This window comes from Photorhabdus laumondii subsp. laumondii, assembly GCF_003343245.1.
Taxonomy (GTDB): domain Bacteria; phylum Pseudomonadota; class Gammaproteobacteria; order Enterobacterales; family Enterobacteriaceae; genus Photorhabdus; species Photorhabdus laumondii.
The window spans coordinates 1,051,884-1,074,548 of sequence record NZ_CP024901.1 but is presented as its reverse complement, the minus strand read 5'-3'; the positions used below and the strand labels follow the sequence as shown (position 1 = coordinate 1,074,548).

Here is a 22,665-nt window from a genome sequence, read left to right as displayed (position 1 = left end):
CCCCATATGTATTATTTTGTTAATGCCCCTAGTCTTTCGAATTCCGATATATAAAAATTAGCATTTTCATTAGTTATTCCAAGTTTTTCCAACTCTGAAACAACTTCAAACTCTGTTTTTTCATTATCTATTACTAACCAAACTTTATATGCATCTGAATTAATTTCACATAATGCTTTTTTTGCGAAAAGTATTAATTTCCCATCCTTGCACAGGACTCTATACCATAAATTTTTTATTATTGGTTTATTATTTTTATCTGATAATAAAATATCGGATGTATTAGCTATTCTTTTTTTTGCAAAAGATACATTGTAACCAAAAATATCTTTTCCTTGACAATAGTCTAAAGTTAATTGCCACATTTTAGCAACTGAGTTTATGTAATCAATTGTTGAAATATCATTGATTACATTAAATTTTGAACAAATCATCAAGTATATAGATGTTATTGGATGGCCTTTTCCAAACATCTTCATTGCATTTTGATAGCGCCACTTTACTAAAGTGGATGTGTTTCCACTTGAAGCCAGAATATAATCCATTGCTGAATTAACTGTTCGTTCAAAGTTGAATGCTGCTGATATTAGGTCATTATTTAAAATATTTCCAATCCCATCGGAAAAACACTTTTCTCCAAAGTTTTTTGCTTTGGTCTTAAGTATTTCACATAATTTAGTCTTATTTATGTCTCCTTTCAATTTGTTAAAATTATTTGACTTTATAATCGATTCCCCTGTTAATATCCTATGAGACAAATGTAATTTATACCAATCGGAATTTGAACCTCCATTGTTGATTATCTTCATGATTTCTTTTATCTCTTTTAAAGAGATTATTGTCACTTCTAACATTCCTATATCGGATGGTATAAATATCTCTTCGCATTCTATTTCCAGATCTCCTTCCAATATAACATAGACATCATAATCAGATTTTGGTGTTGCAAACCCTTCAATGACTGAACCTGACAAGTAGCAAGTATACAGATCAGTATCATTAAATCTTTTATTTATTATTACTGTTATTTCCCTTTTTACGTTAATAATGTCCATGTTTTACCTTTTATCTTATAAATGAAAGGACAAATAAAGGAATAAAGGTTATGGTATACCTTTATTCCTTTTTCTATTAATTAGGAGATGAATTCATTAAACCATTATCATAATTCAATGTTTCATCATTAGTTAGTGGCCTAAATGCTTGTGCTGTTATCACATTCATTTTATCCTCCTCTAGGATTTTTTTGACAAATAAACTGGATTAAAATTTAATTCAGCATCCTAATAATAACAGTTTTTTTAATTTAGCCATGTGATAGTTAATATATTTGTGGGCACCATCACAACTAAAAATATAACCCATTGAAAAGACTGTAAATTATTTGTTGCTTTTTGTGATAAAATCTGTATCAAACTTGGTATGCTTTCCAATAGATTCATTTGACATAATCATTTGAATTTATTGTTATTATTTTTTCGGTCATGTATTCAATACGGTGATCATCATGTAAAATTCTGTCATTTATTAAAGAATTCTTGATGAACAAAATACACGTTTTTATTATCCTTTCAGTCACCGTATTCTCGTTGGCACAACCGAATTCATGTTGTTATCCATGATTACCCCTCTTGCACTCGCCTTCGGGACAACCGCATTTGCTACTCAGGAACTTGAGCGGGTATACGATGATAATAATGATGTTTTATCGATCACTTCTCTATTGAAAGCGCCTGACATGTTAAATTTATTTTCTAACAACCTGTTTCCAATAAACTTCTCTCTATAAAACCGGGAGAACAGGATAAGGTAAACAGGTTTTTCTACACACTTTTCATTAATAGTCGATTCGGCAAAGATATCAGTCAATACGTCCATTCTTAATAAACATGAAAAAATTCTAATCCTTGAAATAAGCTTCAAAGAATTTTTTAACAAAATTATATTATTAATACTCTTATCCCCCCTTCTTTAAGTTGCCCATTACAGGTCGATTATGAAGGTTCATCATCATAAAATTGGGAATAATTTCAGTAGCAATTCAATTTATAACAGAATGAAAATACCCGTCATTTATTTTGTACAGGATGATTATGATAAAAAAACATAAAACTGAAAACATTCAATTAATTAACACTAAAAACATAATGATAATATAAATTTTCCTATCAAAATAGACAAGCAGATTAATCTCCCACAGAGTTTAAATTCAAAAAATAACGCTCAATTTATATACACAAATATAAAATAGATATTACCAAACAATAATTTAAATAAAACAAATCATTTATTATCTTAATCAAAATAAATAATCACAACAGAACAAATAAAAATTCCGTAAACATTTCATCAATAAATTACCATAATATAAGATAATGATTTTAAAGATTTTTGTGATAACATTTTTTCCATAAAAAACATATCGTATTTTTCATTGTAGTCATTTGCATTTCAATTCTTTCTATGCCATATATTAACTATATAGATAACAGACATTAATTATGTAAATGCATATGTGACGAAATTGTCACTTATATAGCTATGAAAAATAATTATAATATCATCTTTTTTTTAAGAAACTGTTAATATTGAGTGAAGGTCGATTTAATTTTGGCATCTATATTAGACCAAGAGTGGATCAATATTTCTATCGATATGGCAAAAATGGTGCTCTGACACCTGTAAAGCTATTCCTAAATTTCCAAAAAAGAAAGCTGGTGAAATAATTTATGAATTTAATCCAAAAGTCGAGAGCATAGAAAGTCTTTTTACTACTTTATTTAAGGGCCATAATCATGAAAACCTCATCAACAATGCGAGCTCCAATTAAACTACCATTAATGCCATCTGAAATAACTGCCGCAGAAACTTATAAATCGGCAAACATGGTTCGATCCCGCCTGGAAGGAGACAAACTTGTTTTTACTGATGAAGATGACTTTGATCGAGCTATCCGACACGGTTTTTTTCTCCTGGAAGTTCCACCCCATATAGATTTTGAATACGGAGATCGACTTGCATACCACTTCTTTGAACCTGTTACAGAAGGTGATCTGCGTCCCTATACGGGATTCAAATCATGTACTTTTTCCAACGGTTTCGAAGGTTATTTCGACAGAAAACATGATCAATGGGAAAATCTCTATATCGAACGAGCGCACTGGAACTTAATTCCAACCGAGGTCGCGACACTGGGTCATCATATGGCACACATGGGTACATGTATATTGCGCTCAGTGTTAAATCATGTTGGTATTCCTCGTAGTGACTGGGAATTAGTCACAGGTGGTCTTTCGGAAGGACGAGGGCATCAGATGCTAGGGTTTAATCACTACCGATCAGAGAAAGCTACCCGGGGATCTAAATTTCATCGGGATATAGGATGGATAACAATCCTAAGAGCAACTGAACGTGGACTATTAGCTTATATAGATGATGAGCTTTTGGCTATTGATCCTGTTCCTGGTCACCTGATAATTAACTTTGGTAGCTCGATAGAAGTGCTGACAGAAAATTTAACGAAAAATGTTCGGGCCAATATACATGGCGTTGTTCGCACAGAACGTAATGGACAGCGCGATAGAATGTCCTATGCGATGTTTTTAGACAATAGCCTGGCTGGTGATCTCTACAAATATGGTCCCAAAGGTCCGATCAAAGTTCAATCCGTTAAAGAATTTGCTGTTCAGGAAATTAGTCGGTCGTATGATGATAATAACGCTTTGTAGATATTCTTAGCACAATAAATCAAGGTCATAACACAGATTTGAGCTGACAGATACCTTTATATCGGTGTCTGTCAGGTTAAATCAGCAGGTGAACCCCGATCCCTCTCTGGCTCACCAAATCGTCAAACATATGAGAATGGATTTTTAATAACCAAGCTGTCCTCCAACATCTGCCCGTGATTCATGTCTTCACTATAGAGCGTCCGACAACCTGCAATGACCGCAGCCGCCACAATACAAGAATCGTAGAATGACAAGCGATAACGCTCTGCAATAAGCCTAGCTCGGTCATGAACTTCAACCGTAAGAGGCACGATTTTGCAAAAACTACGTACAATATCGAGGAACTCCGCTATCTCTTCCCAACTCATCTTAAGTTTACGCACACACACGTGCGCCACTTCATTGAGTACCTGCACACTGATGTCGATGAAACCGCAAGACTTAACCCCTACCATTCGCTTCATCTCTACTGAACTTGAAATCTGTCGGCAACTTACCGCGGAATGTTCGAAGACGCTCCAACAACACCTCAGATCCAGGCTTCTTGCATACTGCGAAGGTACGCGGATCATCCACTACAATCTCAATATCATCACCTTCACGCAATTCCAGAATTTCAACTAAGCTAGCTGGCAGACGTATGGCAAGGCTGTTACCCCATTTTGCTACTTGCATGATATTACCTCCTTGGATATACACTTTTACTGTATATCTACTCTTGCAAAATACAAGCTTAACCAAAGCATCTAACCCGAATGTGGGGAAGACTTTTATCAGGTTTCCTGTAGCTAAAAGAATGTACATAAGGGATAAACTCCGTTCTTATATCCGGCATACCTAATCCGATAAATTAATTCTATGCTCGCTTTCTTTATTACGGATATTACTAATGCGCTTCCCCTTTTTCCTTTGTAATATTTAATACTTTCACATCTGCCTAATCTGGCCTGCCCCCTTATATGTATTTCACAATAGCTTTTCTACGTCACTGACTCATCACGTTTTACCGCAAAAAATATACGAACATCTATCTATACCCGTCATCTTTCAAGTTGCCTCTTTGTTGGCTGCACTTACTCACCCCGGTCACATAGTTACCTATGCTCCCGGGGATTCGTTCCCTTGCCGTCGCGATGCATCTTGAAATCCATAGGGTATACATATGGAGTTAAATCGATCTTATGAACAAAAAAGCACAATATTCATCCACTCTGGAACAAAGCACAAAATACACGTTTTTATTTATCCTTTCAGTCACTGTATTCTTCGTTGGCGCAACCGAATTCATGTTGTCATCCATGCTTACCCCTCTTGCAGTCGCCTTCGGGACAACGGCGATCGGAGCATCCTGGCTGGTATCCAGCTATGCATTTTCTTACGCTCTGGCAGCACCTATATTTGGGTATTTTTCAGATCGTATTAACAGAAGCAGATTACTTATGATTTCTCTGCTGTTTTTCGCCGCAGATGGCCTCGCTATCACTCTTGCCCCCACTCTTAATATCGCAATCACGCTGCGAATTTTTGGCGGTATAGCATCAGCGGTAATCATACCCACCGTATTTGCCTTGATCGCCGATATCATTCCCTATAATCGCCAAGCCGGAGCGATGGGTATCGTTATGCTCGGTATGACTTTTGGCATTGCATTCGGTCCAGCTTTAGCCGGGATATTGACAGATTTAATAAATTGGCAAGCGCCGTTTTTATTTAGCTCACTTGGCAGTGTCGTTACATTCATCATCGGGATCTACTGCCTGCCATCAAAAACTGCGCCTCTACAGCCAACAAACCAGCGCTTAGTCTGGTTTCGGCAATGGTCGGTTGTCAGGCCGATCATTGCAAAAGGGGCGTGGAATGGCACCGGCGTCTCTGCTTTTCTTTTGTCTGGAGAAGTCTTACGTCAACGGTACGGATTTGGCCCCACTGAAATCGGTCTGACTGTTGCAACCTTTGGTGTTGGCTTAGGGTTAGGTAATCTGTCCGTTGGTTGGCTTCGTAAGCTTTGCGATCGAGAAGAAGTGATTTTAGTTTTGGTCAGTTTGCTACTGACTGGTGTGATCTCAGTTTTTATGCTGGTTCCGCTTACGCTCCTAGGTTCTCTAGGATGTTTAATATTCTGGGGTGCCGCGCTGGGCGTTGGAGCGCCTGCAAGTACCGTCGTTTTGGCAACACGAGCAGGCCCTAACAAAGGTATGGTTCTGGCCTTTGCAGAAACATTCAATAATCTGGGGATTTTGTGCTTAGTGCCATTAGCCACTATCGGGTTAGTCGCAGGAGGTTCAAGCTCAGCAATGGCCGTGCTATTCGTCGGATTGGTCATCGGTCTTACATTGACAATATTAGATTGCTAGCTGACGCGCTCGGCAAATCCTTCTCTATGAATCTTCCCCCTCTGGCTTTATTTCCCCACCGTACATTTGATGGGGATATTGAATAGTTATTGTGTCCAGAGGGACATGAGTAAATTTTCAGTTACAACCAGAATAACCAAGCAAACAGAGAGATGATCGCGATACAGGCAATATTCAGCACTATACCCACTCTGACCATTTCAGTCTGTTTAATATGACCGGAGCTGAAAACAATCGCATTAGGTGGTGTGGCAACCGGCAACATAAAAGCACAGGATGCCCCAAATCCGATAATAAGTGTCAGCGTCATTATCGGCATCCCCAACGCTTCCGCAACGGTTGCGAATATCGGTACTAGCAATGCTGCACTGGCTGTATTACTGGTAAATTCAGTCAGGAAGATAATAAACGCAGCTACCGCAACAATAATCACAAACCAGTGGCTTGCGCCAAAAGTCGCGGCCATACCATTCGCCATGATTTCACTAGCACCTGAGTTTTTCAAAATAGCGCTTAAAGTCAGACCACCACCAAACAGTATCAACACCCCCCACTCGGTATTATTTTGAATCTGCGACCAACTCGCTACCCCCGTTATACCAATCAGAACAGCAGCACTGACAGCAATAATAGTATCCAGATCTTTCACACCTCCTAAGGCAGAGCTGATAACCGTGCTAAAGATCCAGCAAAATACGGTTAATAAGAAGATCAGCATGGTCATCAGACGTTTGCCAGTCCAATCCAGTTTTTCTAGCTTCATGTCGAATTTATGATTCAAATTCGGGCGCAGCATCAGATACATAACACCCACCATCATTGGCAGCAGAATAACCACCAACGGAACCCCAAACTTCATCCAATTGAAGAAATCGATACCCAATTGCGCCGCTGCAATCGCGTTTGGTGGGCTCCCCACCAAAGTACCTAAGCCACCGATACTTGCACTATAAGCCACACCCAACAGCACAAATACAAACGTATGGCGCTCAGAACGTGCATCCAGATTAGACAAAATACCCAATACTAATGGCAGCATCATCGCGGCAGTCGCTGTGTTACTGATCCACATGGAAAGGCCAGCCGTCACACCAAACAACAACATCACCGCTACAGATAAACGTCCACGGGCAATCATCAACAGACGGTTAGCTATCAGTCTGTCCAATCCTTGGATGTGAAGGGCCGTTGCCAGAGCAAAGCCACCAAAAAACAGGAAGATAATGGGATTAGCAAAAGATTTCAGCGCATCTCCCGTATTCATTAACCCCATACCAACTGCCAGAATTGGAATACATAATGCAGTAATCGTGACGTGAATAGCTTCAGTAAGCCACAGCACACCAACAAATATCATTAGTGCTAAACCTGCATTAGCTTTTTCACCAAACGGTAACGTATTAAGTAGAATAAGTAGTAGCGCAATATCAGCAGCCAGAATAATTAAGCCTTTTTTATTCGAAAAATTTGGCCTTATAGCTGTGGTTAAAGATTCAGAAACATCCATGGTGACTCCATTAGCGCCGGTGATATCTGATCCACCATTGCTACAATTGTTAAAAAAATACAAGGCGTGTGAATATAAGGAGTCTTCTCTGGGAATCAAATGCCATTCTTTAAATTTTGAGATCTAAAGCGCAATAACTAATCAATTAAATCATAAAAGACGGTATATTATACAAATTCTCGTTGTTACATCACATTATTACACCTTTATAGTTATAGGAAATCATTACGTTTTATGCAGCTTTTTTGGGCACAAAAGCAGTTAAAAAAACGAGAGGGTGTTTTAGCATCAACGATGGTTAAAAATCTGGCGAATTAACTTACCAGAAAGGTTATAGGCTTAACGGGTATTTAAACATTAACAAGGCCATTTTTTTCATTTTTCACTGATAGCTTTATGATGGTAGGTTTTAAACTGTTATTAAAAGCCACTATTTAAATTTCTGGTTTTAATCGTACAAAGTTTTAACCGCTTTTTAAAGCCCAATGGTCTTTTTCGTTTCCTGAATAATATTTAATTTAACCGTTTTCATTAAACTGACACTTAGTTTTTCCTTCTTATATTTTTAGATTTAAAACTAAAGAGGGTAACAGGTATGCTAATGATTTTAAAACACCCCTCATTCCTTTAATCATTTTTAATGTAATTAAATAAACTTTTTTATTCCTTTTTTCGCAGCTAATCGGGTTAACCCTGTTAAATGCTTTTACTTCTGTTATTAGATTAATGCTGTCTATACCCGTTATCTTTCAAATGGCACTAAAAGCGATCATCCACATTATTTAACCTAAGAGAATAGGACCACGAGCTATAAAATTATTTTACTGCTCGGTTATAAACAAGAGCGAAAATCAATACACACGTCAGATTTTCACACTTAATTAAACCAATTACATGAACAGCGAATTTTTTCACATTCCATATTGTAATTCTTCATTAAAAACATAATTACTCATTGCGTCGTAAAAGTGATAACCTTACATCGAAGTTTTTACAGTTTTACAGTTTTACAGTTTTACAGTTTTACAGTTTTACAGTTTTACAGTTTTACAGTTTTACAGTTTTACAGTTTTACAGTTTTACAGTTTTACAGTTTTACAGTTTTACAGTTTTACAGTTTTACAGTTTTACAGTTTAATCATGATAGGTGAAATTATGAAAGATAAAATTATGAGTTTCTCTGTAAATAAAGATCTGGATGTTCATTCAAAAAGCTTTGACGCCTTCATTTCATACATGGAAAACAGCAACGACTTTTGGATCATAAAAGACAACGAATCTCGATTCGTCTATGCGAATGATATTATGCTTTATTACAGCGGCCTCCCTAAGGGTTTTAACATAGAAGGCAAGCTTGATAGTGAATGTCCAGCACCGTGGGCTGAGTTTGAAGATGTTATACAAGCTAATGATAAAAACGTAATGACGAGTCAAAAAACCATTCCGGTACTAAACACTTTCACTTATGGCGGGAGACAAAAAATAATCCAGCCATTCATGGTCGATATTACACCGCTAATGAAGGATGGGACATGCATTGGCATTGTTGGACACGGCAAAAAACTTGAAATTTACTCCATGTATCATTTTGAAAATAACATTCATCCAGAGTCATTAACTTTTGGCAAACCAACTGATTTATTTACTGATAGAGAGTTCGATATAGTATTTTTTGCGTTGCAATCGCTAAGCGCTAAAGATATTGCCAGAAAATTAAGTATTACCTATAGAACGGTACAAAGCAGGCTACATATCATTTATCAAAAAATAGGGATAAATTCATTAAGCCAGTTAAAAGAATATTGCAGGGGTAAGGGATATGATAACTACGCTCCTACCCGATTTATTAACCCTAATCCCTATATACCTCTGGTATAACAATGCGTAACATCACTGTCATTACTATGTCATTAGGGTTCTGCCAAGCAGAACCTTATGCTCCGCCCAAAACTCGCTCAGCAACGCGAAGGGGGATTTTACGGGATACCTCACATGGAGGTTATCACAGTTTTACAGTTCAATCATGATAGGTGAAATTATGAAAGATGACACTATGAGTTTCTCTGTAAATAAAGATCTGGATGTTTATTCAAAAAGCTTTGACACTTTCATCTCATACATGGAAAACAGCAATGATGTTTGGGTAATAAAAGACAAGGAACATCGATTCATCTATGCCAATGATACTATGATTCATTACAGCGGTCTTCCTAAGGATTTTAACATAGAAGGGAGGCTTGATGGTGAATGTCCAGCACCGTGGTCTGAGTTTGAAAATATTATACAAGCTAACGATAACAATGTAATGACGAGTCAAAAGACCATTCCGGTACTACACACCTTCACTTATGTCGGAAAAGAAAAAATAATCCAACCATTTCTGGTCAATGTTACACCGCTAATGAAGGATGGAGAATGCATTGGGATTGTGTCGCACGGTAAAAAACTTCAAATTTATTCCATGTATCATTTTGAAAACAACATTCATCCCGAGTCATTAACTGTTGGCAAACCAACTGATTTATTTACCGACAGAGAGTTCGATATAGTATTTTTTGCTTTGCAGTCATTAAGCGCTAAAGACATAGCTAGAAAATTAGGTATTACCTATAGAACAGTACAAAGTAGGTTACAATTTATTTACCAAAAAATAGGGATAAATTCATTAAGCCAGTTAAAAGAATATTGCAGGGGTAAGGGGTATGATAACTATGCTCCTACCCGATTTATTAACCCTAATCCCTATATACCTCTGGCATAACAATGCACAGCATTGCTGTCGTTACTATACCATTAGGATTCTGTCTAAACAGAATCCTATGCGCCGACCGAAACTCGCTTAACAAAGCGAAAAGCAGTTTTGTGGGATACCTCACATGAACGTTATCACGGTTTTACAGTTCAATCATGATAGGTGAAATTATGAAAGATAACACGATGAGTTTCTCTGTAAATAAAGATCTGGATGTTCATTCAAAAAGCTTTGATGCCTTCATATCGTATATGGAAAACTGTAATGAGTTCTGGTATATAAAAGATAAGGAATCGAGATTTATCTATATGAATGATTACGGACTTCATCATAGCGGACTACCCAAAGGGTTTAATGTTGAAGGTAAACTGGATAGTGAATGCCCGGTTTATTGGTCTGAGATTGCTGATATTATTCAATCTAATGATCGTAGAGTGATGGAGGAAAAAAAAGTCATTCCTACTTTGATTACATTTATGTATGGCGGTAGGGATAAAATTATTCAACCATTTATGGCGGACGTCACGCCTTTGATAAAAGATGGAGAGTCGATTGGCGTAGTAGGCAGAGCTAAAAAGCTAGAAATTTTTTCAATGTATCATATGGAAATTAATAAACCTCCTGAATCATTATCATTTGGCAATCCAACTGAGATTTTTACAGATAGAGAGTTCGATATAGTATTTTTTGCGTTGCAATCACTCAGTGCTAAAGATATAGTGAGAAAATTAAGTATTACCTATAGAACGGTACAAAGCAAGTTACAATTTATTTATCAAAAAATAGGGATAAATTCATTAAGCCAGTTAAAGGAATATTGCAGAGATAAGGGGTACGATAATTATGCTCCTACCCGATTTATTAACACGAATCCCTATATACCTCTGGCATAACAATGAACCACATCGTTATTATCACTATACCCTATGGATTTCAAGATGCATCGCGACGGCAAGGGAGCGAATCCCCGGGAGCATAGATAACTATGTGACCGGGGTGAGGGAGTGCAGCCAACAAAGAAGCAACTTGAAAGATGACGGGTATATGCCATTAGGGTTCTGTCTAACAGAACCTTATGCTCCAACCAAAACGCGCTTAACAGCGCAAAAAGCAGTTATGTGGGATACCTCACATGGAAGTTATCACAGTTTTACAGTTTAATCATGATAGGTGAAATTATGAAAGATAAAACGATGAGTTTCTCTGTAAACAAAGATCTGGATGTTCATTCAAAAAGCTTTGATGCTTTTATATCATACATGGAAAACAGCAACGATCTTTGGATTATAAAAGATAGTGAATCTCGATTCGTCTATGCTAATGATGTTGCACTCTATTACAGCGATCTTCCTAAGGGTTTTAACATAGAAGGGAGGCTTGATAGTGAATGTCCAGCTCCGTGGTCTGAGGTTGCAGATATTATACAAGCTAACGATAAAAACGTAATGACGAGTCAAAAAACCATCCCGGTACTAAACACCTTCATTTATGGAGGGAAAGAAAAAATGATCCAGCCGTTTCTAGCTGATCTTACACCGCTAATAAAGGATGGAAAATGTATTGGCGTTGTAGGACACGGTAAAAAACTTGAAATTTATTCCATGTACCATTTTGAAAACAACAGGCACCCTGACTCATTAACTTTTGGCACACCAACTGATTTATTTACCGACAGAGAGTTCGATATAGTATTTTTTGCGTTGCAATCACTCAGTGCTAAAGATATAGCGAGAAAATTAAGTATTACCTATAGAACAGTACAAAGCAGGTTACAATTTATTTATCAAAAAATAGGGATAAATTCATTAAGCCAGTTAAAGGAATATTGCAGAGATAAGGGGTACGATAATTATGCTCCTACCCGATTTATTAACCCTAATCCCTATATACCTCTGGCATAACAATGAACCACACCATTATCATCACTATGCTATTAGGGTTCTGCTTGGCAGAACCTTAAGCCTTGTTTCTCTCACATTCCATCCAGCATATTTCATATTGCAATTACTCATTAAAAACATAATTACTAATAAAAATTTTACACAATATAGAATATTAGCATATTGAAGGTGATTACAGGAAACTGCTCCTCTGTAAAATCATCCGCACCAAATAGGTGCCCAAAAACTCATAAATATAATTATCCATTGTGTCGCAAAAGTGATAACCTTACATGGAGATTATTCCAGTTTTACCGTTTAATCATATAGGTGAAATTATGAAAGATAACACTATGAGTTTCTCTGTAAATAAAGATCTGGATGTTCATTCAAAAAGCTTTGATGCTTTCATATCATATATGGAAAACAGCAACGATTTTTGGATCATAAAAGATAGCGAATCTCGATTCGTGTATGCTAATGATGCTACACTTTATTACAGTGGTCTCCCAAAGGGGTTCAATATAGAAGGAAGACTTGATATTGAATGTCCAGGACCGTGGGTTGATTTTGTAGATGTTATACAAGCTAATGATAAAAACGTAATGACGAGTCAAAAAACCATTCCGGTACTAAATACCTTCATTTATGGTGGGAGAGAAAAAATAATCCAACCATTCCTGGTCGATATTACACCGCTAATGAAGGATGGGAAATGCATTGGCATTGTTGGGCACGGTAAAAAACTTGAAATTTATTCCATGTACCATTTTGAAAACAACATTCACCCTGATTCATTAACTTTTGGCAAACCAACTGATTTATTTACTGATAGAGAGTTCGATATAGTATTTTTTGCATTACAATCGCTAAGCGCTAAAGATATTGCCAGAAAATTAAGTATTACCTATAGAACGGTACAAAGCAGGCTACATATCATTTATCAGAAAATAGGGATAAATTCATTAAGCCAGTTAAAAGAATATTGCAGGGGTAAGGGATATGATAACTACGCTCCTACCCGATTTATTAACCCTAATCCCTATATACCTCTGGCATAACAATGAACCACACCGTTATCATCACTATGCTATTAGGGTTCTGCTTGGCAGAACCTTAAGCCTTGTTTCTCTCACATTCCATCCAGCACATTGCAATTATTCATTAAGAACATAATTACTAATAAAAATTTTACACAATATAGAATATTAGCATATTGAAGGTAATTATAGAAACTGCTCCTCTGTAAAATCATCCGCACCAAATAGGTGCCCAAAACTCATAAATATAATTATCCATTGTGTTGTAAAAGTGATAATTTTACATGGGAGTTTTTACAATTTAATCATATAGGTGAAATTATGAAAGATAATACGATGAGTTTCTCTGTAAACAAGGATCTGGATGTTCATTCAAAAAGCTTTGACGCCTTTATATCATATATGGAAAACAGCAATGATATTTGGGCTATAAAAGACAACGAACATCGATTCATCTATGCCAATGATACAATGATTTATTACAGCGGCCTTCCTAAAGGTTTTAATATAGAAGGGAGGCTTGATGGTGAGTGTCCAGCACCGTGGTCTGAGTTTGAAAATATTATACAAGCTAGTTGTGATGTTGTAATGACGAGTCAAAAAACCATTCCAGTATTAAACACCTTGACTTATGGTGGGAAACAAAAAATGATCCAACCATTTATGCTCAATGTTACCCCCCTAATGAAGGATGGGAAATGCATTGGGGTTGTTGGTCACGGTAAAAAACTTGAAATTTATTCCATGTATCATTTTGAAAACAACATTCAGCCTGACTCATTAACTTTTGGCAAACCAACTGATTTATTTACTGATAGAGAGTTCGATATAGTATTTTTTGCATTACAATCGCTAAGCGCTAAAGATATTGCCAGAAAATTAAGTATTACCTATAGAACGGTACAAAGCAGGCTACATATCATTTATCAGAAAATAGGGATAAATTCATTAAGCCAGTTAAAAGAATATTGCAGGGGTAAGGGGTATGATAACTACGCTCCTACCCGATTTATTAACACGAATCCCTATATACCTCTAGTATAACAATGAACCACACCGTTATCGTCACTATGCTATTAGGGTTCTGCTTGGCAGAACCTTACACCTTGTTTCTCTCACACTCCATCCAGCATATTTCATATTGCAATTATTCATTAAAAACATAATTACTAATAAAAATTTCACACAATATAGAATATTAGCATATTGAAGATGATTACAGGAAACTGCTCCTTTGTAAAATCGTCCACACCAAAGAGAGTCCCCTTTTGAAACTGATAAACATAATTATCCATTGTGTCGTAAAAGTGATAACCTTACATAGAAGTTATTCCAGTTTTACCATTTAATCATATAGGTGAAATTATGAAAGATAACACGATGAGTTTCTCTGTAAACAAAGATTTGGATGTTCATTCAAAAAGCTTTGACGCCTTTATATCATATATGGAAAACAGCAACGATTTTTGGGCTATAAAAGACAACGAACATCGATTCGTCTATGCCAATGATATTATGCTTTATTACAGCGGTCTTCCTAAGGGTTTTAGCATAGAAGGGAGGCTTGTTAGTGAGTGTCCAGCTCCGTGGTCTGAGCTTGAAGATATTGTACATGCTAGTGATGGCAATGTAATGACGACTCAAAAGACCATTCCGGTATTAAACACCTTCACTTACGGCGGGAGAGAAAAAATAATCCAACCATTTTTGGTCGATGTTACACCACTAATGAAGGATGGAGAATGTATTGGGGTTGTGGGGCACGGTAGAAAACTTGAAATTTATTCCATGTATCATTTTGAAAACAACAGGCATCCTGAATCATTATCATTTGGCAACCCAACTGAGATTTTTACAGATAGAGAATTCGATATAGTATTTTTTGCTTTGCAATCATTAAGCGCTAAAGATATTGCCAGAAAATTAAGTATTACCTATAGAACGGTACAAAGCAGGCTACATGTCATTTACCAGAAAATAGGGATAAATTCATTAAGCCAGTTAAAAGAATATTGCAGGGGTAAGGGATATGATAACTACGCTCCTACCCGATTTATTAACCCTAATCCCTTTATACCTCTGGCATAACAATGAACCACATCGTTATTATCACTATGCCATTAGGGTTCTGCCAAGCAGAACCTTATGCTCCGGCCAAAACTCACTCAGCAGCGCGAAGGGTGATTTTACGGGATACCTCACATGGAGGTTATCACAGTTTTACAGTTCAATTATGATAGGTGAAATTATGAAAGATAACACGATGAGTTTCTCTGTAAACAAAGATTTGGATGTTCATTCAAAAAGCTTTGACGCCTTTATATCATATATGGAAAACAGCAACGATTTTTGGGCTATAAAAGACAGGGAACATCGATTCGTCTATGCCAATGATACTATGCTTTATTACAGCGGTCTTCCTAAGGGTTTTAGCATAGAAGGGAGGCTTGATGGTGAGTGTCCAGCACCGTGGTCTGAGTTTGAAAATATTATACAAGCGAGTTGTGATGTTGTAATGACGAGTCAAAAAACCATTCCAGTATTAAACACCTTGACTTATGGTGGGAAACAAAAAATGATCCAACCATTTCTGACCAATGTTACACCGCTAATGAAGGATGGAGAATGCATTGGCATTGTTGGACACGGCAAAAAACTTGAAATTTACTCCATGTATCATTTTGAAAATAACATTCATCCAGAGTCATTAACTTTTGGCAAACCAACTGATTTATTTACCGACAGAGAGTTCGATATAGTATTTTTTGCATTGCAATCGCTAAGCGCTAAAGACATAGCGAGAAAATTAGGTATTACCTATAGAACGGTACAAAGTAGGTTACAATTTATTTACCAAAAAATAGGGATAAATTCATTAAGCCAGTTAAAAGAATATTGCAGAGGTAAGGGGTATGATAACTATGCTCCTACCCGATTTATTAACCCGAATCCCTATATAACTCTAGCATAACAATGAACCACTCCGTCACTGTTCCATTAGGGTTCTGCCAAGCAGAATCCTACCCACTTCCAAAAAAATTTTTGGTTTACCCGCTTTTGTAATATTACGCCTATCTGGCGATCCGCGAAATCAACAGAAATATAGAGAGGAATGTCAGCACAGTACAAAAGATTAAATAATTTATACAGAAAAATTAATTATGACAAACATCAAGGCAAGGAGTTAATCACTCCATTTTAATCATACCTGAAACTTTCCACAAAACACTAGAAAAGTTTCAGATACTTAATCTCTTCTCATTGACTTTTTTTCGAGAAGTTTATTTTATTTCATTTTGAATATCTGCTTGGCCATATTTCAAAAGGCTCACAATTTAGAGCGGTAGCAATGAGTTTCTCACCTTTAGGCCACGGACGATGCAAAGCATTTGATAAAGTGGATGATGCAAGCCCCGCATCCCTTGAAACAGCAGCTAACGACGTTCCCCGTTTTTTAAGCCCTGCAATAATATCAGCCGGGTGCCAGTCGTTTTTTACAATCATTCCTTATTCTCCTTTCAGTTTGGTTATTCAAGGTGCTATATTCATACTTTCTTCAAATTTATATTTTTATACCCGTTATCTTTCAAGTTGCCTCTTTGTTGGCTGCACTCGCTCACCCCGGTCACATAGTTATCTATGCTCCCGGGGATTCGCTCCCTTGCCGTCGCGATGTATCTTGAAATCCATAGGGTATATATTGTTACAGCTTTTCCCCTGAGTCCGCACTGGTGCGGAATACTAAAAAATAACTGTACTAAAACGTTAAATCCCGCTAAGTACAGCCAAATATTCTCCGAATAAGAAAATATTATATCTAACGATTAAAAGTCATAAATGAATTTTAATCGTTAATAAATGTTCTTTTATGAATACTCGAATATTTAAAAAGTTTAGTTATTTTGGGAAATGTTGGAAGCTGCATTAAATACATTAATGAATGCCCTAAAAAAGCGCTTCAATTACGAGGAATAACACCCATTAAATACTTTATGTCCATCGAAAAATGACTTGTGCAACGGCAAATCAGCCAGTCGATAATTATCGACTGGCTGAATGACTGTTAACGTGCTTCATTCTGTGCCGTTAACCTATCCTTAATGCGGCAAAACCATCTCCCTCCCAATAACGCCACCCCAAGTTCAAGAGAAGCTATTGCAGCTAGAGTGAGGATAAACAAGGTCTTGCCCGCACCCACTAATATCCATCCACCTATTGCAGGAAATCCAAATATCCCCACAAAGTAGGCGACAACGAACCAAGTGAGGGCAGCGTGACGATTCTCAAGCGCAGAATCGTTTACTGCCCATGTTTGAATAACGGGATACACCAATCCATAGCCTATTCCCGTTAACATGGCCGCCAAAACCTGGAACATGGGGTTAACTGGTATGCCTAACAGGGCCAGAATGCCCATGATTAAGAATAACATCAGCGCGATGACCAATGGGATACGGGGCATCATCGATAAACGCCGGGCTAACAAAAGCCGCGACACAACCACAGTCGCTGCATGTACAGCAAAGAATGTACTTGCATTTGCTTGAGTCCCTTCAACCAACGAACTTTGGAACGACATCATTCCAGAGAATACGCAGCCTCCCAGACCTACCATCACAATAGGACGGATCGCACTGCTGGCAGCAATCTTGGTTATTTTTCTCACCCAAGGTCTCAGTGATAACTCCCGTTGACCATGCGGTTCCCTGATCCCAAAGGTCGCCAGAAGTAGTGAGGCGAGGATGCCAATGACGCCAACAAAGAGAAACGTTGTTTGTATGGGCACTCCTGCCTGTTCAACCGCGGCGGCGAGGAGGATGGGACTGCCGCAAATTCCAGCCATTTGAAACGCGCTGAAACGGGTAAACCAGTGGCCCCTGTCAGCATCAGTGACACGCTCTGACAACGCCATAGGCCCACTGATATAGAACATTCCCCAACCGAGTCCAATCAAAAATGCTGCGATACGCGGGATGTAACTCAGTTCACCGCTGAAACCCCCTAAAAGAAAATAACCACAAGACATCGCCAGCGCCGCGAGGGCTGCAAGGCGTGATGCTTCCAGTTGCCCGGCAAACCATCCAACCAAAGGAACGCCAATCAAAGTGCCGACCAAGGCCACGCTAAGGGTCGTCCCAGTGTCAATGTCACTCCCCCCTTGTGAGCGAAAATACGCGGAAATAAGAAAGGTGGCACCATATCCCCCCGCAGTGAACAGGGTTCCGAACAGGAGAAAAAGTGCCGACATTGTTCGCATAAGTCAAACTCCATCTTAATTATTACAGGACGCCGAATGGCTTTGGCACCATCGACCTCAGTTTATTCACCGCTTTTTCCAGACGGAGACAAACATAGCGTATCTCGTCTTCATTATTAAATCTTCCTAACCCGAAGCGCACACTGGCTTGAGCCTGTGTATCACTGACGCCGATTGCCTTCAGTACATGTGACGGTGCCCTGTTAGCGGATGTGCATGCAGACCCAGAGGACAACGCAACTTCGGAAAGCTCCAGCAAAAGCGAATCAGCATCCAAACCGTTGAAGGAGACATTTAACAGACCGGGAAGGCATTCGGTAAGATGACCGTTTATCCGAACGTCAGCCACATTCTCGATAATATACGAACGAAGCAAATCCCGTAAATAACGTAACCTCATCGACTCATCAGGCAAGTTTTTAACCGACAGTTCGACGGCCCGCCCGAAGCCTACTATCCCCGGGACGTTAAGAGTTCCAGAGCGTAAGCCTCGCTCATGTCCCCCACCAACGATGAGAGGAGCGAGTGTTATATTCTTATTACGTGAATCGATATAAAGTGCACCGACCCCCTTTGGTCCATATATTTTGTGCGCAGAAAATGAGGCAAGGCTGATATTCATGCGCTGTACATCAAATTTTATTTTGCCGAGCGCTTGCGTGGCGTCGGTATGAAGAGGAATGTCATGTTCCTTACAGATCGCGCCTATCTCTTCAATTTTTTGTATTGAACCAATCTCGTTGTTGGCGGCCATAATCGAAACGAGATAGGTATCATCTCTTATTGCACGAGATATTAAATCTGGGGATACGATGCCGTCGCTTTGCGGCGGTAAATAGGTCACCTCCGTTCCCATTGCTTCGAGCCTACTACAACAATCAAGGACAGCCTTATGCTCAATTGTCGATGTGATGACATGCCCCCTTTTGCCCCGATGTTGAAGGCCCGCGATTGCAAGATTGTTCGATTCGGTAGAACCCGACGTGAATATAATATCGGAATGACTCGTCGCATTTATCGATGTTGATATCAATTTTCTTGCATTATCAACAGCTTCCATAGCTTTCCACCCAAATGCATGGTGATTACTGGCAGCATTTCCATAAGCGCTGGTAAAATAGGGCATCATAGTTTGAAGCACGTCGGGATCTAATGGCGTTGTAGCATTGTTATCCAAATATATCGGCCGGGTTAAGTTGTACATAATTTATTTTCCCCACTAACAAACGAAGATGAAATTATTTTTTTATTATCTTGACTATATCTATACCCTATGGATTTCAAGATGCATCGCGGCGGCAAGGAAACGAATCCCCGGGAGCATAGAGAACTATGTAACCAGAGTGAATGCAGCCAACAAAGAGGCAACCTGAAAGATAACGGGTATATATCTGCTAGGCAGTAATTACATCACCTTGACTCACCTCCCCCTCTTCATTAACAAGATTAAGACGAATGGCGGTTGAAACACCGAGCATATGACTGAGTTGCAGCCCACGCACATAGGCCAAAGCTCTCGACCAAGCGCAATCCTCAAAGAACACCTCCAGAATAGTATCTGAGCCTTTGTGATCACCGGCAGCTTTCTCAAAATACTCCTTCGTAATTGCTGCACAGGTGAGTTTCTGAGTCGGCTCTTCGTAAGCAGCATCTGATGTCGGTGGTTTGCCGTCAGCGAGGTTTTTGGACACCATCCGCCGTGTGATGATTTCGGGTATTTCTCCAGAGGCTAGGATGTGGACAAGGTGCTGCCTGGCTGAATCTTCGTGAATAACACGTATCTCACTGAGCGGAATCTGATATTTTTCTGCTACGGGCAAGAAGATATTCCTGATCGAGGCGTGGAGATGACTCAGACGAGGGTTCCGTTTTTGAGAATTAGTGAGATTATTTATCAGGAACTGGAGGCGGAATATCCCATGATGATCGAACGCCACGGATATCCTCGGTAATTGACCACATTCATCTTGGCTTCGTTTGGCGAACATCAGAGCAGCCTCAAAGGCTTTCAACTGAGCCTCGACAACTATCTCGCTATCCTTATTGAGATAAACTCGTGAATTCCCTGCCAATATGCTTACGTTAGTTTCTCGCTGATTCATTTTCATCAATATCCTTTTCCAAGATGGATCGTACGTATAAGGATGACCGCAAAAATCCATTAATTTTTAGATCGGGGAAGTTCTATAAAGAGTGGCCAATATAACGAATGGAAAATAAGGCGATCTTTATAATTTCACGTACGTTAAATATCTTTTTCTCTTGCGACCCCGGTTATGAAATAAATATGTCTGATATCAAGCAAAAGTATAATTGCCATAAAAAAGCTGAGTTCTGAGTTCTGAGTTCTGAGTTCTGACTAAAGGTTAGCGTGTCTTTTCTATTAAAAAATAGATCTTCGTCTTGTTTAAATGTTTTTTTCTTTTTGACCTTGCAGTCGAGGCTCTGAGTCCGACCATCGGACATCATTTAGCTCTCAGCTTACCGGGTAATTCTGTCACACCAATACAAGGCTCTAGTTGCCAAGTATGGATATGTCCGAACTGTTGTTGAGACAGCTAACTAAAATCCGTTATATCAAGGTAAATCTTCTCAGCAACATTAAAGGGGGGATTCTCGCTATTAAGCCATCGGCGAAAAGTTTCATATGTGAAAGCATGGCTGCACCGACCGACTGCCTCAGGAAAACTCAAAAATTGACGTTGTAGAAGTTATCAGGCTATTACCTGTATGAAGGAGGGTTTTACCCCTCCTGTTTAATTCTAATACTTAATTAATTACCTATTAAGCCTGACCTTTTACTTCTTTCAGGCCATAGAAAGGAGCGCGGTTACCCAAAGCTTCTTCAATACGGATCAACTGATTGTATTTAGCAACGCGATCAGAGCGACTCATAGAACCGGTTTTGATTTGACCTGCCGCGGTACCTACTGCCAGATCAGCAATAGTCGCATCTTCAGTTTCACCAGAACGATGAGAAATTACCGCCGTGTAACCTGCGTCTTTTGCCATTTTAATCGCTGCCAGTGTTTCAGTGAGAGAACCAATCTGGTTGAATTTAATCAAAATGGAGTTAGCAATGCCTTTCTCAATACCTTCTTTCAGGATCTTAGTATTGGTAACAAACAGGTCATCACCAACCAACTGGATTTTTTCGCCCAGCACTTTTGTCTGGTAAGCGAAGCCTTCCCAGTCAGATTCATTCAAGCCATCTTCAATAGAAACAATCGGATATTTTCTGGTCAAATCTTCGAGGTAATGAGTGAACTCTTGAGAAGTGAAAGTTTTACCTTCACCTTTCAGTTCGTAATTACCGGTTTCTGGGTTGTAGAATTCAGAAGCAGCACAATCCATAGCCAAAGTGACATCTTTGCCCAGAACATAGCCTGCTTGTTCTACCGCTTCTTTAATAGCAGCCAGCGCAGCAGCGTTAGATTCCAAGTTAGGCGCATAACCACCTTCGTCACCAACCGCAGTACTCATGCCTTTTGCTTTCAGAACTTTAGCCAAGTTATGGAAAACTTCAGAACCGATACGAACCGCCTCTTTCAGCGTTTTTGCTCCAATCGGTTGAATCATAAATTCCTGGATATCAACGTTGTTATCCGCGTGCTCACCACCATTGATGATGTTCATCATCGGCAACGGCATAGAGAATTTACCCGGAGTGCCATTCAATTCAGCAATGTGCTCGTACAACGGCATACCTTTCGCTGCTGCTGCGGCTTTCGCATTAGCCAGAGAAACCGCCAGAATCGCATTAGCACCGAATTGAGATTTATTTTCAGTACCATCCAGGTCGATCATGATTTTGTCGATGTTAGCCTGATCTTTCGCATCCTGGCCGATAACTGCCTGTGCAATCGGGCCATTTACTGCATCAACAGCTTTCAATACACCTTTACCCATAAAACGGGATTTGTCACCGTCACGCAGTTCCAACGCTTCGCGAGAACCGGTAGATGCACCAGAGGGTGCAGCCGCTAAACCCACAAAGCCCCCTTCCAGATGCACTTCTGCTTCTACAGTTGGGTTACCACGGGAGTCAATGATTTCACGACCGATCACTTTAACGATTTTGGACATTAGGTTTTCCTCAGTACAAGTTACATTTCAGGTGAGTGACGGAAACACTTCATACCGT

At 38.8% G+C, this 22,665-nt stretch carries 19 protein-coding genes; 10 read left to right on the top strand and 9 right to left on the bottom strand.

Going from position 1 to position 22,665, the window contains the following annotated elements; all coding sequences use genetic code 11:
- Positions 1-11: 11 nt before the first annotated feature.
- Positions 12-1,055 (bottom strand): hypothetical protein, encoded by a 1,044-nt coding sequence (locus tag PluTT01m_RS04805; protein ID WP_011145297.1) that lies wholly within the window; start codon positions 1,053-1,055, stop codon positions 12-14.
- 1,758 nt (positions 1,056-2,813) lie between these two features.
- Here PluTT01m_RS04805 and PluTT01m_RS04800 point away from each other — a divergent pair.
- Entirely contained in the window at positions 2,814-3,728 is a 915-nt protein-coding gene (locus PluTT01m_RS04800; protein ID WP_232507899.1) for a 2OG-Fe(II) oxygenase family protein, read from the top strand.
- Between the two features lie 122 nt (positions 3,729-3,850).
- Here the strand turns inward: PluTT01m_RS04800 and PluTT01m_RS04795 are convergent, their stop codons facing one another.
- Positions 3,851-4,195 carry a PIN domain-containing protein gene (locus tag PluTT01m_RS04795; protein WP_198408804.1) on the bottom strand — a complete coding sequence of 115 codons (345 nt, stop codon included), beginning with the start codon at positions 4,193-4,195 and terminating at the stop codon, positions 3,851-3,853.
- Entirely contained in the window at positions 4,173-4,406 is a 234-nt protein-coding gene (locus tag PluTT01m_RS04790) for an AbrB/MazE/SpoVT family DNA-binding domain-containing protein (RefSeq protein ID WP_011145293.1), read from the bottom strand. The genes PluTT01m_RS04795 and PluTT01m_RS04790 overlap by 23 nt, the downstream gene beginning before the upstream one ends.
- 506 nt (positions 4,407-4,912) lie before the next feature.
- On the opposite strand from PluTT01m_RS04790, the gene PluTT01m_RS04785 reads away from it, so the two are divergent.
- Positions 4,913-6,085 (top strand): MFS transporter, encoded by a 1,173-nt coding sequence (locus PluTT01m_RS04785; protein ID WP_011145292.1) that lies wholly within the window; start codon positions 4,913-4,915, stop codon positions 6,083-6,085.
- A gap of 121 nt (positions 6,086-6,206) precedes the next feature.
- On the opposite strand, the gene PluTT01m_RS04780 is transcribed toward PluTT01m_RS04785, so the two are convergent.
- The gene (locus tag PluTT01m_RS04780) at positions 6,207-7,592 is read right to left on the bottom strand and encodes an SLC13 family permease (protein WP_011145291.1); all 1,386 of its coding nucleotides are present in this window, start codon (positions 7,590-7,592) and stop codon (positions 6,207-6,209) included.
- A gap of 1,155 nt (positions 7,593-8,747) precedes the next feature.
- On the opposite strand from PluTT01m_RS04780, the gene PluTT01m_RS04775 reads away from it, so the two are divergent.
- The 8 genes from PluTT01m_RS04775 to PluTT01m_RS04740 all read left to right on the top strand — a co-directional run bounded on the left by PluTT01m_RS04775 (position 8,748) and on the right by PluTT01m_RS04740 (position 16,235).
- Complete coding sequence (locus PluTT01m_RS04775; RefSeq protein ID WP_011145290.1) at positions 8,748-9,470, top strand: helix-turn-helix transcriptional regulator; 723 nt, start codon at positions 8,748-8,750, stop codon at positions 9,468-9,470.
- Between the two features lie 160 nt (positions 9,471-9,630).
- Complete coding sequence (locus PluTT01m_RS04770) at positions 9,631-10,353, top strand: helix-turn-helix transcriptional regulator (protein ID WP_011145289.1); 723 nt, start codon at positions 9,631-9,633, stop codon at positions 10,351-10,353.
- Between the two features lie 161 nt (positions 10,354-10,514).
- A complete protein-coding gene (locus tag PluTT01m_RS04765) occupies positions 10,515-11,237 on the top strand; it encodes a helix-turn-helix transcriptional regulator (RefSeq protein ID WP_011145288.1) in 723 nt (240 codons plus the stop codon).
- 285 nt (positions 11,238-11,522) lie between these two features.
- Positions 11,523-12,245, top strand: a complete 723-nt coding sequence (locus PluTT01m_RS04760; RefSeq protein WP_011145287.1) for a helix-turn-helix transcriptional regulator — start codon at positions 11,523-11,525, stop codon at positions 12,243-12,245.
- 317 nt (positions 12,246-12,562) lie between these two features.
- Positions 12,563-13,285 (top strand): helix-turn-helix transcriptional regulator, encoded by a 723-nt coding sequence (locus tag PluTT01m_RS04755; RefSeq protein ID WP_011145286.1) that lies wholly within the window; start codon positions 12,563-12,565, stop codon positions 13,283-13,285.
- A gap of 300 nt (positions 13,286-13,585) precedes the next feature.
- Entirely contained in the window at positions 13,586-14,308 is a 723-nt protein-coding gene (locus PluTT01m_RS04750; RefSeq protein WP_011145285.1) for a helix-turn-helix transcriptional regulator, read from the top strand.
- Between the two features lie 321 nt (positions 14,309-14,629).
- The gene (locus tag PluTT01m_RS04745; RefSeq protein ID WP_011145284.1) at positions 14,630-15,352 is read left to right on the top strand and encodes a helix-turn-helix transcriptional regulator; all 723 of its coding nucleotides are present in this window, start codon (positions 14,630-14,632) and stop codon (positions 15,350-15,352) included.
- A 160-nt stretch (positions 15,353-15,512) separates the two neighbouring features.
- Positions 15,513-16,235, top strand: coding sequence for a helix-turn-helix transcriptional regulator (locus PluTT01m_RS04740; RefSeq protein ID WP_011145283.1), 723 nt, complete (start codon positions 15,513-15,515; stop codon positions 16,233-16,235).
- Between the two features lie 320 nt (positions 16,236-16,555).
- Here PluTT01m_RS04740 and PluTT01m_RS04735 read toward each other — a convergent pair whose 3' ends face one another.
- From PluTT01m_RS04735 to eno, 5 genes are all read right to left on the bottom strand, one after another.
- Positions 16,556-16,765 carry a helix-turn-helix domain-containing protein gene (locus PluTT01m_RS04735; RefSeq protein WP_125026268.1) on the bottom strand — a complete coding sequence of 70 codons (210 nt, stop codon included), beginning with the start codon at positions 16,763-16,765 and terminating at the stop codon, positions 16,556-16,558.
- A 562-nt stretch (positions 16,766-17,327) separates the two neighbouring features.
- The gene (locus PluTT01m_RS04730; RefSeq protein WP_011145281.1) at positions 17,328-18,521 is read right to left on the bottom strand and encodes an MFS transporter; all 1,194 of its coding nucleotides are present in this window, start codon (positions 18,519-18,521) and stop codon (positions 17,328-17,330) included.
- Between the two features lie 22 nt (positions 18,522-18,543).
- Complete coding sequence (locus PluTT01m_RS04725; RefSeq protein ID WP_011145280.1) at positions 18,544-19,725, bottom strand: cysteine desulfurase family protein; 1,182 nt, start codon at positions 19,723-19,725, stop codon at positions 18,544-18,546.
- A 190-nt stretch (positions 19,726-19,915) separates the two neighbouring features.
- Positions 19,916-20,623 carry a hypothetical protein gene (locus PluTT01m_RS04720; protein ID WP_041380620.1) on the bottom strand — a complete coding sequence of 236 codons (708 nt, stop codon included), beginning with the start codon at positions 20,621-20,623 and terminating at the stop codon, positions 19,916-19,918.
- A gap of 682 nt (positions 20,624-21,305) precedes the next feature.
- The gene (gene eno / locus PluTT01m_RS04710; RefSeq protein ID WP_011145278.1) at positions 21,306-22,607 is read right to left on the bottom strand and encodes a phosphopyruvate hydratase; all 1,302 of its coding nucleotides are present in this window, start codon (positions 22,605-22,607) and stop codon (positions 21,306-21,308) included.
- Between the last annotated feature and the right edge of the window lie 58 nt (positions 22,608-22,665).

Excerpts from the sequence above, each read along its gene's own strand:
- PluTT01m_RS04805 (WP_011145297.1), bottom strand. The coding sequence starts at position 1,055 with ATGGACATTATTAACGTAAAAAGGGAAATAACAGTAATAATAAATAAA.
- PluTT01m_RS04800 (WP_232507899.1), top strand. The coding sequence starts at position 2,814 with ATGCGAGCTCCAATTAAACTACCATTAATGCCATCTGAAATAACTGCC.
- PluTT01m_RS04795 (WP_198408804.1), bottom strand. The coding sequence starts at position 4,195 with ATGAAGCGAATGGTAGGGGTTAAGTCTTGCGGTTTCATCGACATCAGT.
- PluTT01m_RS04790 (WP_011145293.1), bottom strand. The coding sequence starts at position 4,406 with ATGCAAGTAGCAAAATGGGGTAACAGCCTTGCCATACGTCTGCCAGCT.
- PluTT01m_RS04785 (WP_011145292.1), top strand. The coding sequence starts at position 4,913 with ATGAACAAAAAAGCACAATATTCATCCACTCTGGAACAAAGCACAAAA.
- PluTT01m_RS04780 (WP_011145291.1), bottom strand. The coding sequence starts at position 7,592 with ATGGATGTTTCTGAATCTTTAACCACAGCTATAAGGCCAAATTTTTCG.
- PluTT01m_RS04775 (WP_011145290.1), top strand. The coding sequence starts at position 8,748 with ATGAAAGATAAAATTATGAGTTTCTCTGTAAATAAAGATCTGGATGTT.
- PluTT01m_RS04770 (WP_011145289.1), top strand. The coding sequence starts at position 9,631 with ATGAAAGATGACACTATGAGTTTCTCTGTAAATAAAGATCTGGATGTT.
- PluTT01m_RS04765 (WP_011145288.1), top strand. The coding sequence starts at position 10,515 with ATGAAAGATAACACGATGAGTTTCTCTGTAAATAAAGATCTGGATGTT.
- PluTT01m_RS04760 (WP_011145287.1), top strand. The coding sequence starts at position 11,523 with ATGAAAGATAAAACGATGAGTTTCTCTGTAAACAAAGATCTGGATGTT.
- PluTT01m_RS04755 (WP_011145286.1), top strand. The coding sequence starts at position 12,563 with ATGAAAGATAACACTATGAGTTTCTCTGTAAATAAAGATCTGGATGTT.
- PluTT01m_RS04750 (WP_011145285.1), top strand. The coding sequence starts at position 13,586 with ATGAAAGATAATACGATGAGTTTCTCTGTAAACAAGGATCTGGATGTT.
- PluTT01m_RS04745 (WP_011145284.1), top strand. The coding sequence starts at position 14,630 with ATGAAAGATAACACGATGAGTTTCTCTGTAAACAAAGATTTGGATGTT.
- PluTT01m_RS04740 (WP_011145283.1), top strand. The coding sequence starts at position 15,513 with ATGAAAGATAACACGATGAGTTTCTCTGTAAACAAAGATTTGGATGTT.
- PluTT01m_RS04730 (WP_011145281.1), bottom strand. The coding sequence starts at position 18,521 with ATGCGAACAATGTCGGCACTTTTTCTCCTGTTCGGAACCCTGTTCACT.
- PluTT01m_RS04725 (WP_011145280.1), bottom strand. The coding sequence starts at position 19,725 with ATGTACAACTTAACCCGGCCGATATATTTGGATAACAATGCTACAACG.
- PluTT01m_RS04720 (WP_041380620.1), bottom strand. The coding sequence starts at position 20,623 with ATGAATCAGCGAGAAACTAACGTAAGCATATTGGCAGGGAATTCACGA.
- eno (WP_011145278.1), bottom strand. The coding sequence starts at position 22,607 with ATGTCCAAAATCGTTAAAGTGATCGGTCGTGAAATCATTGACTCCCGT.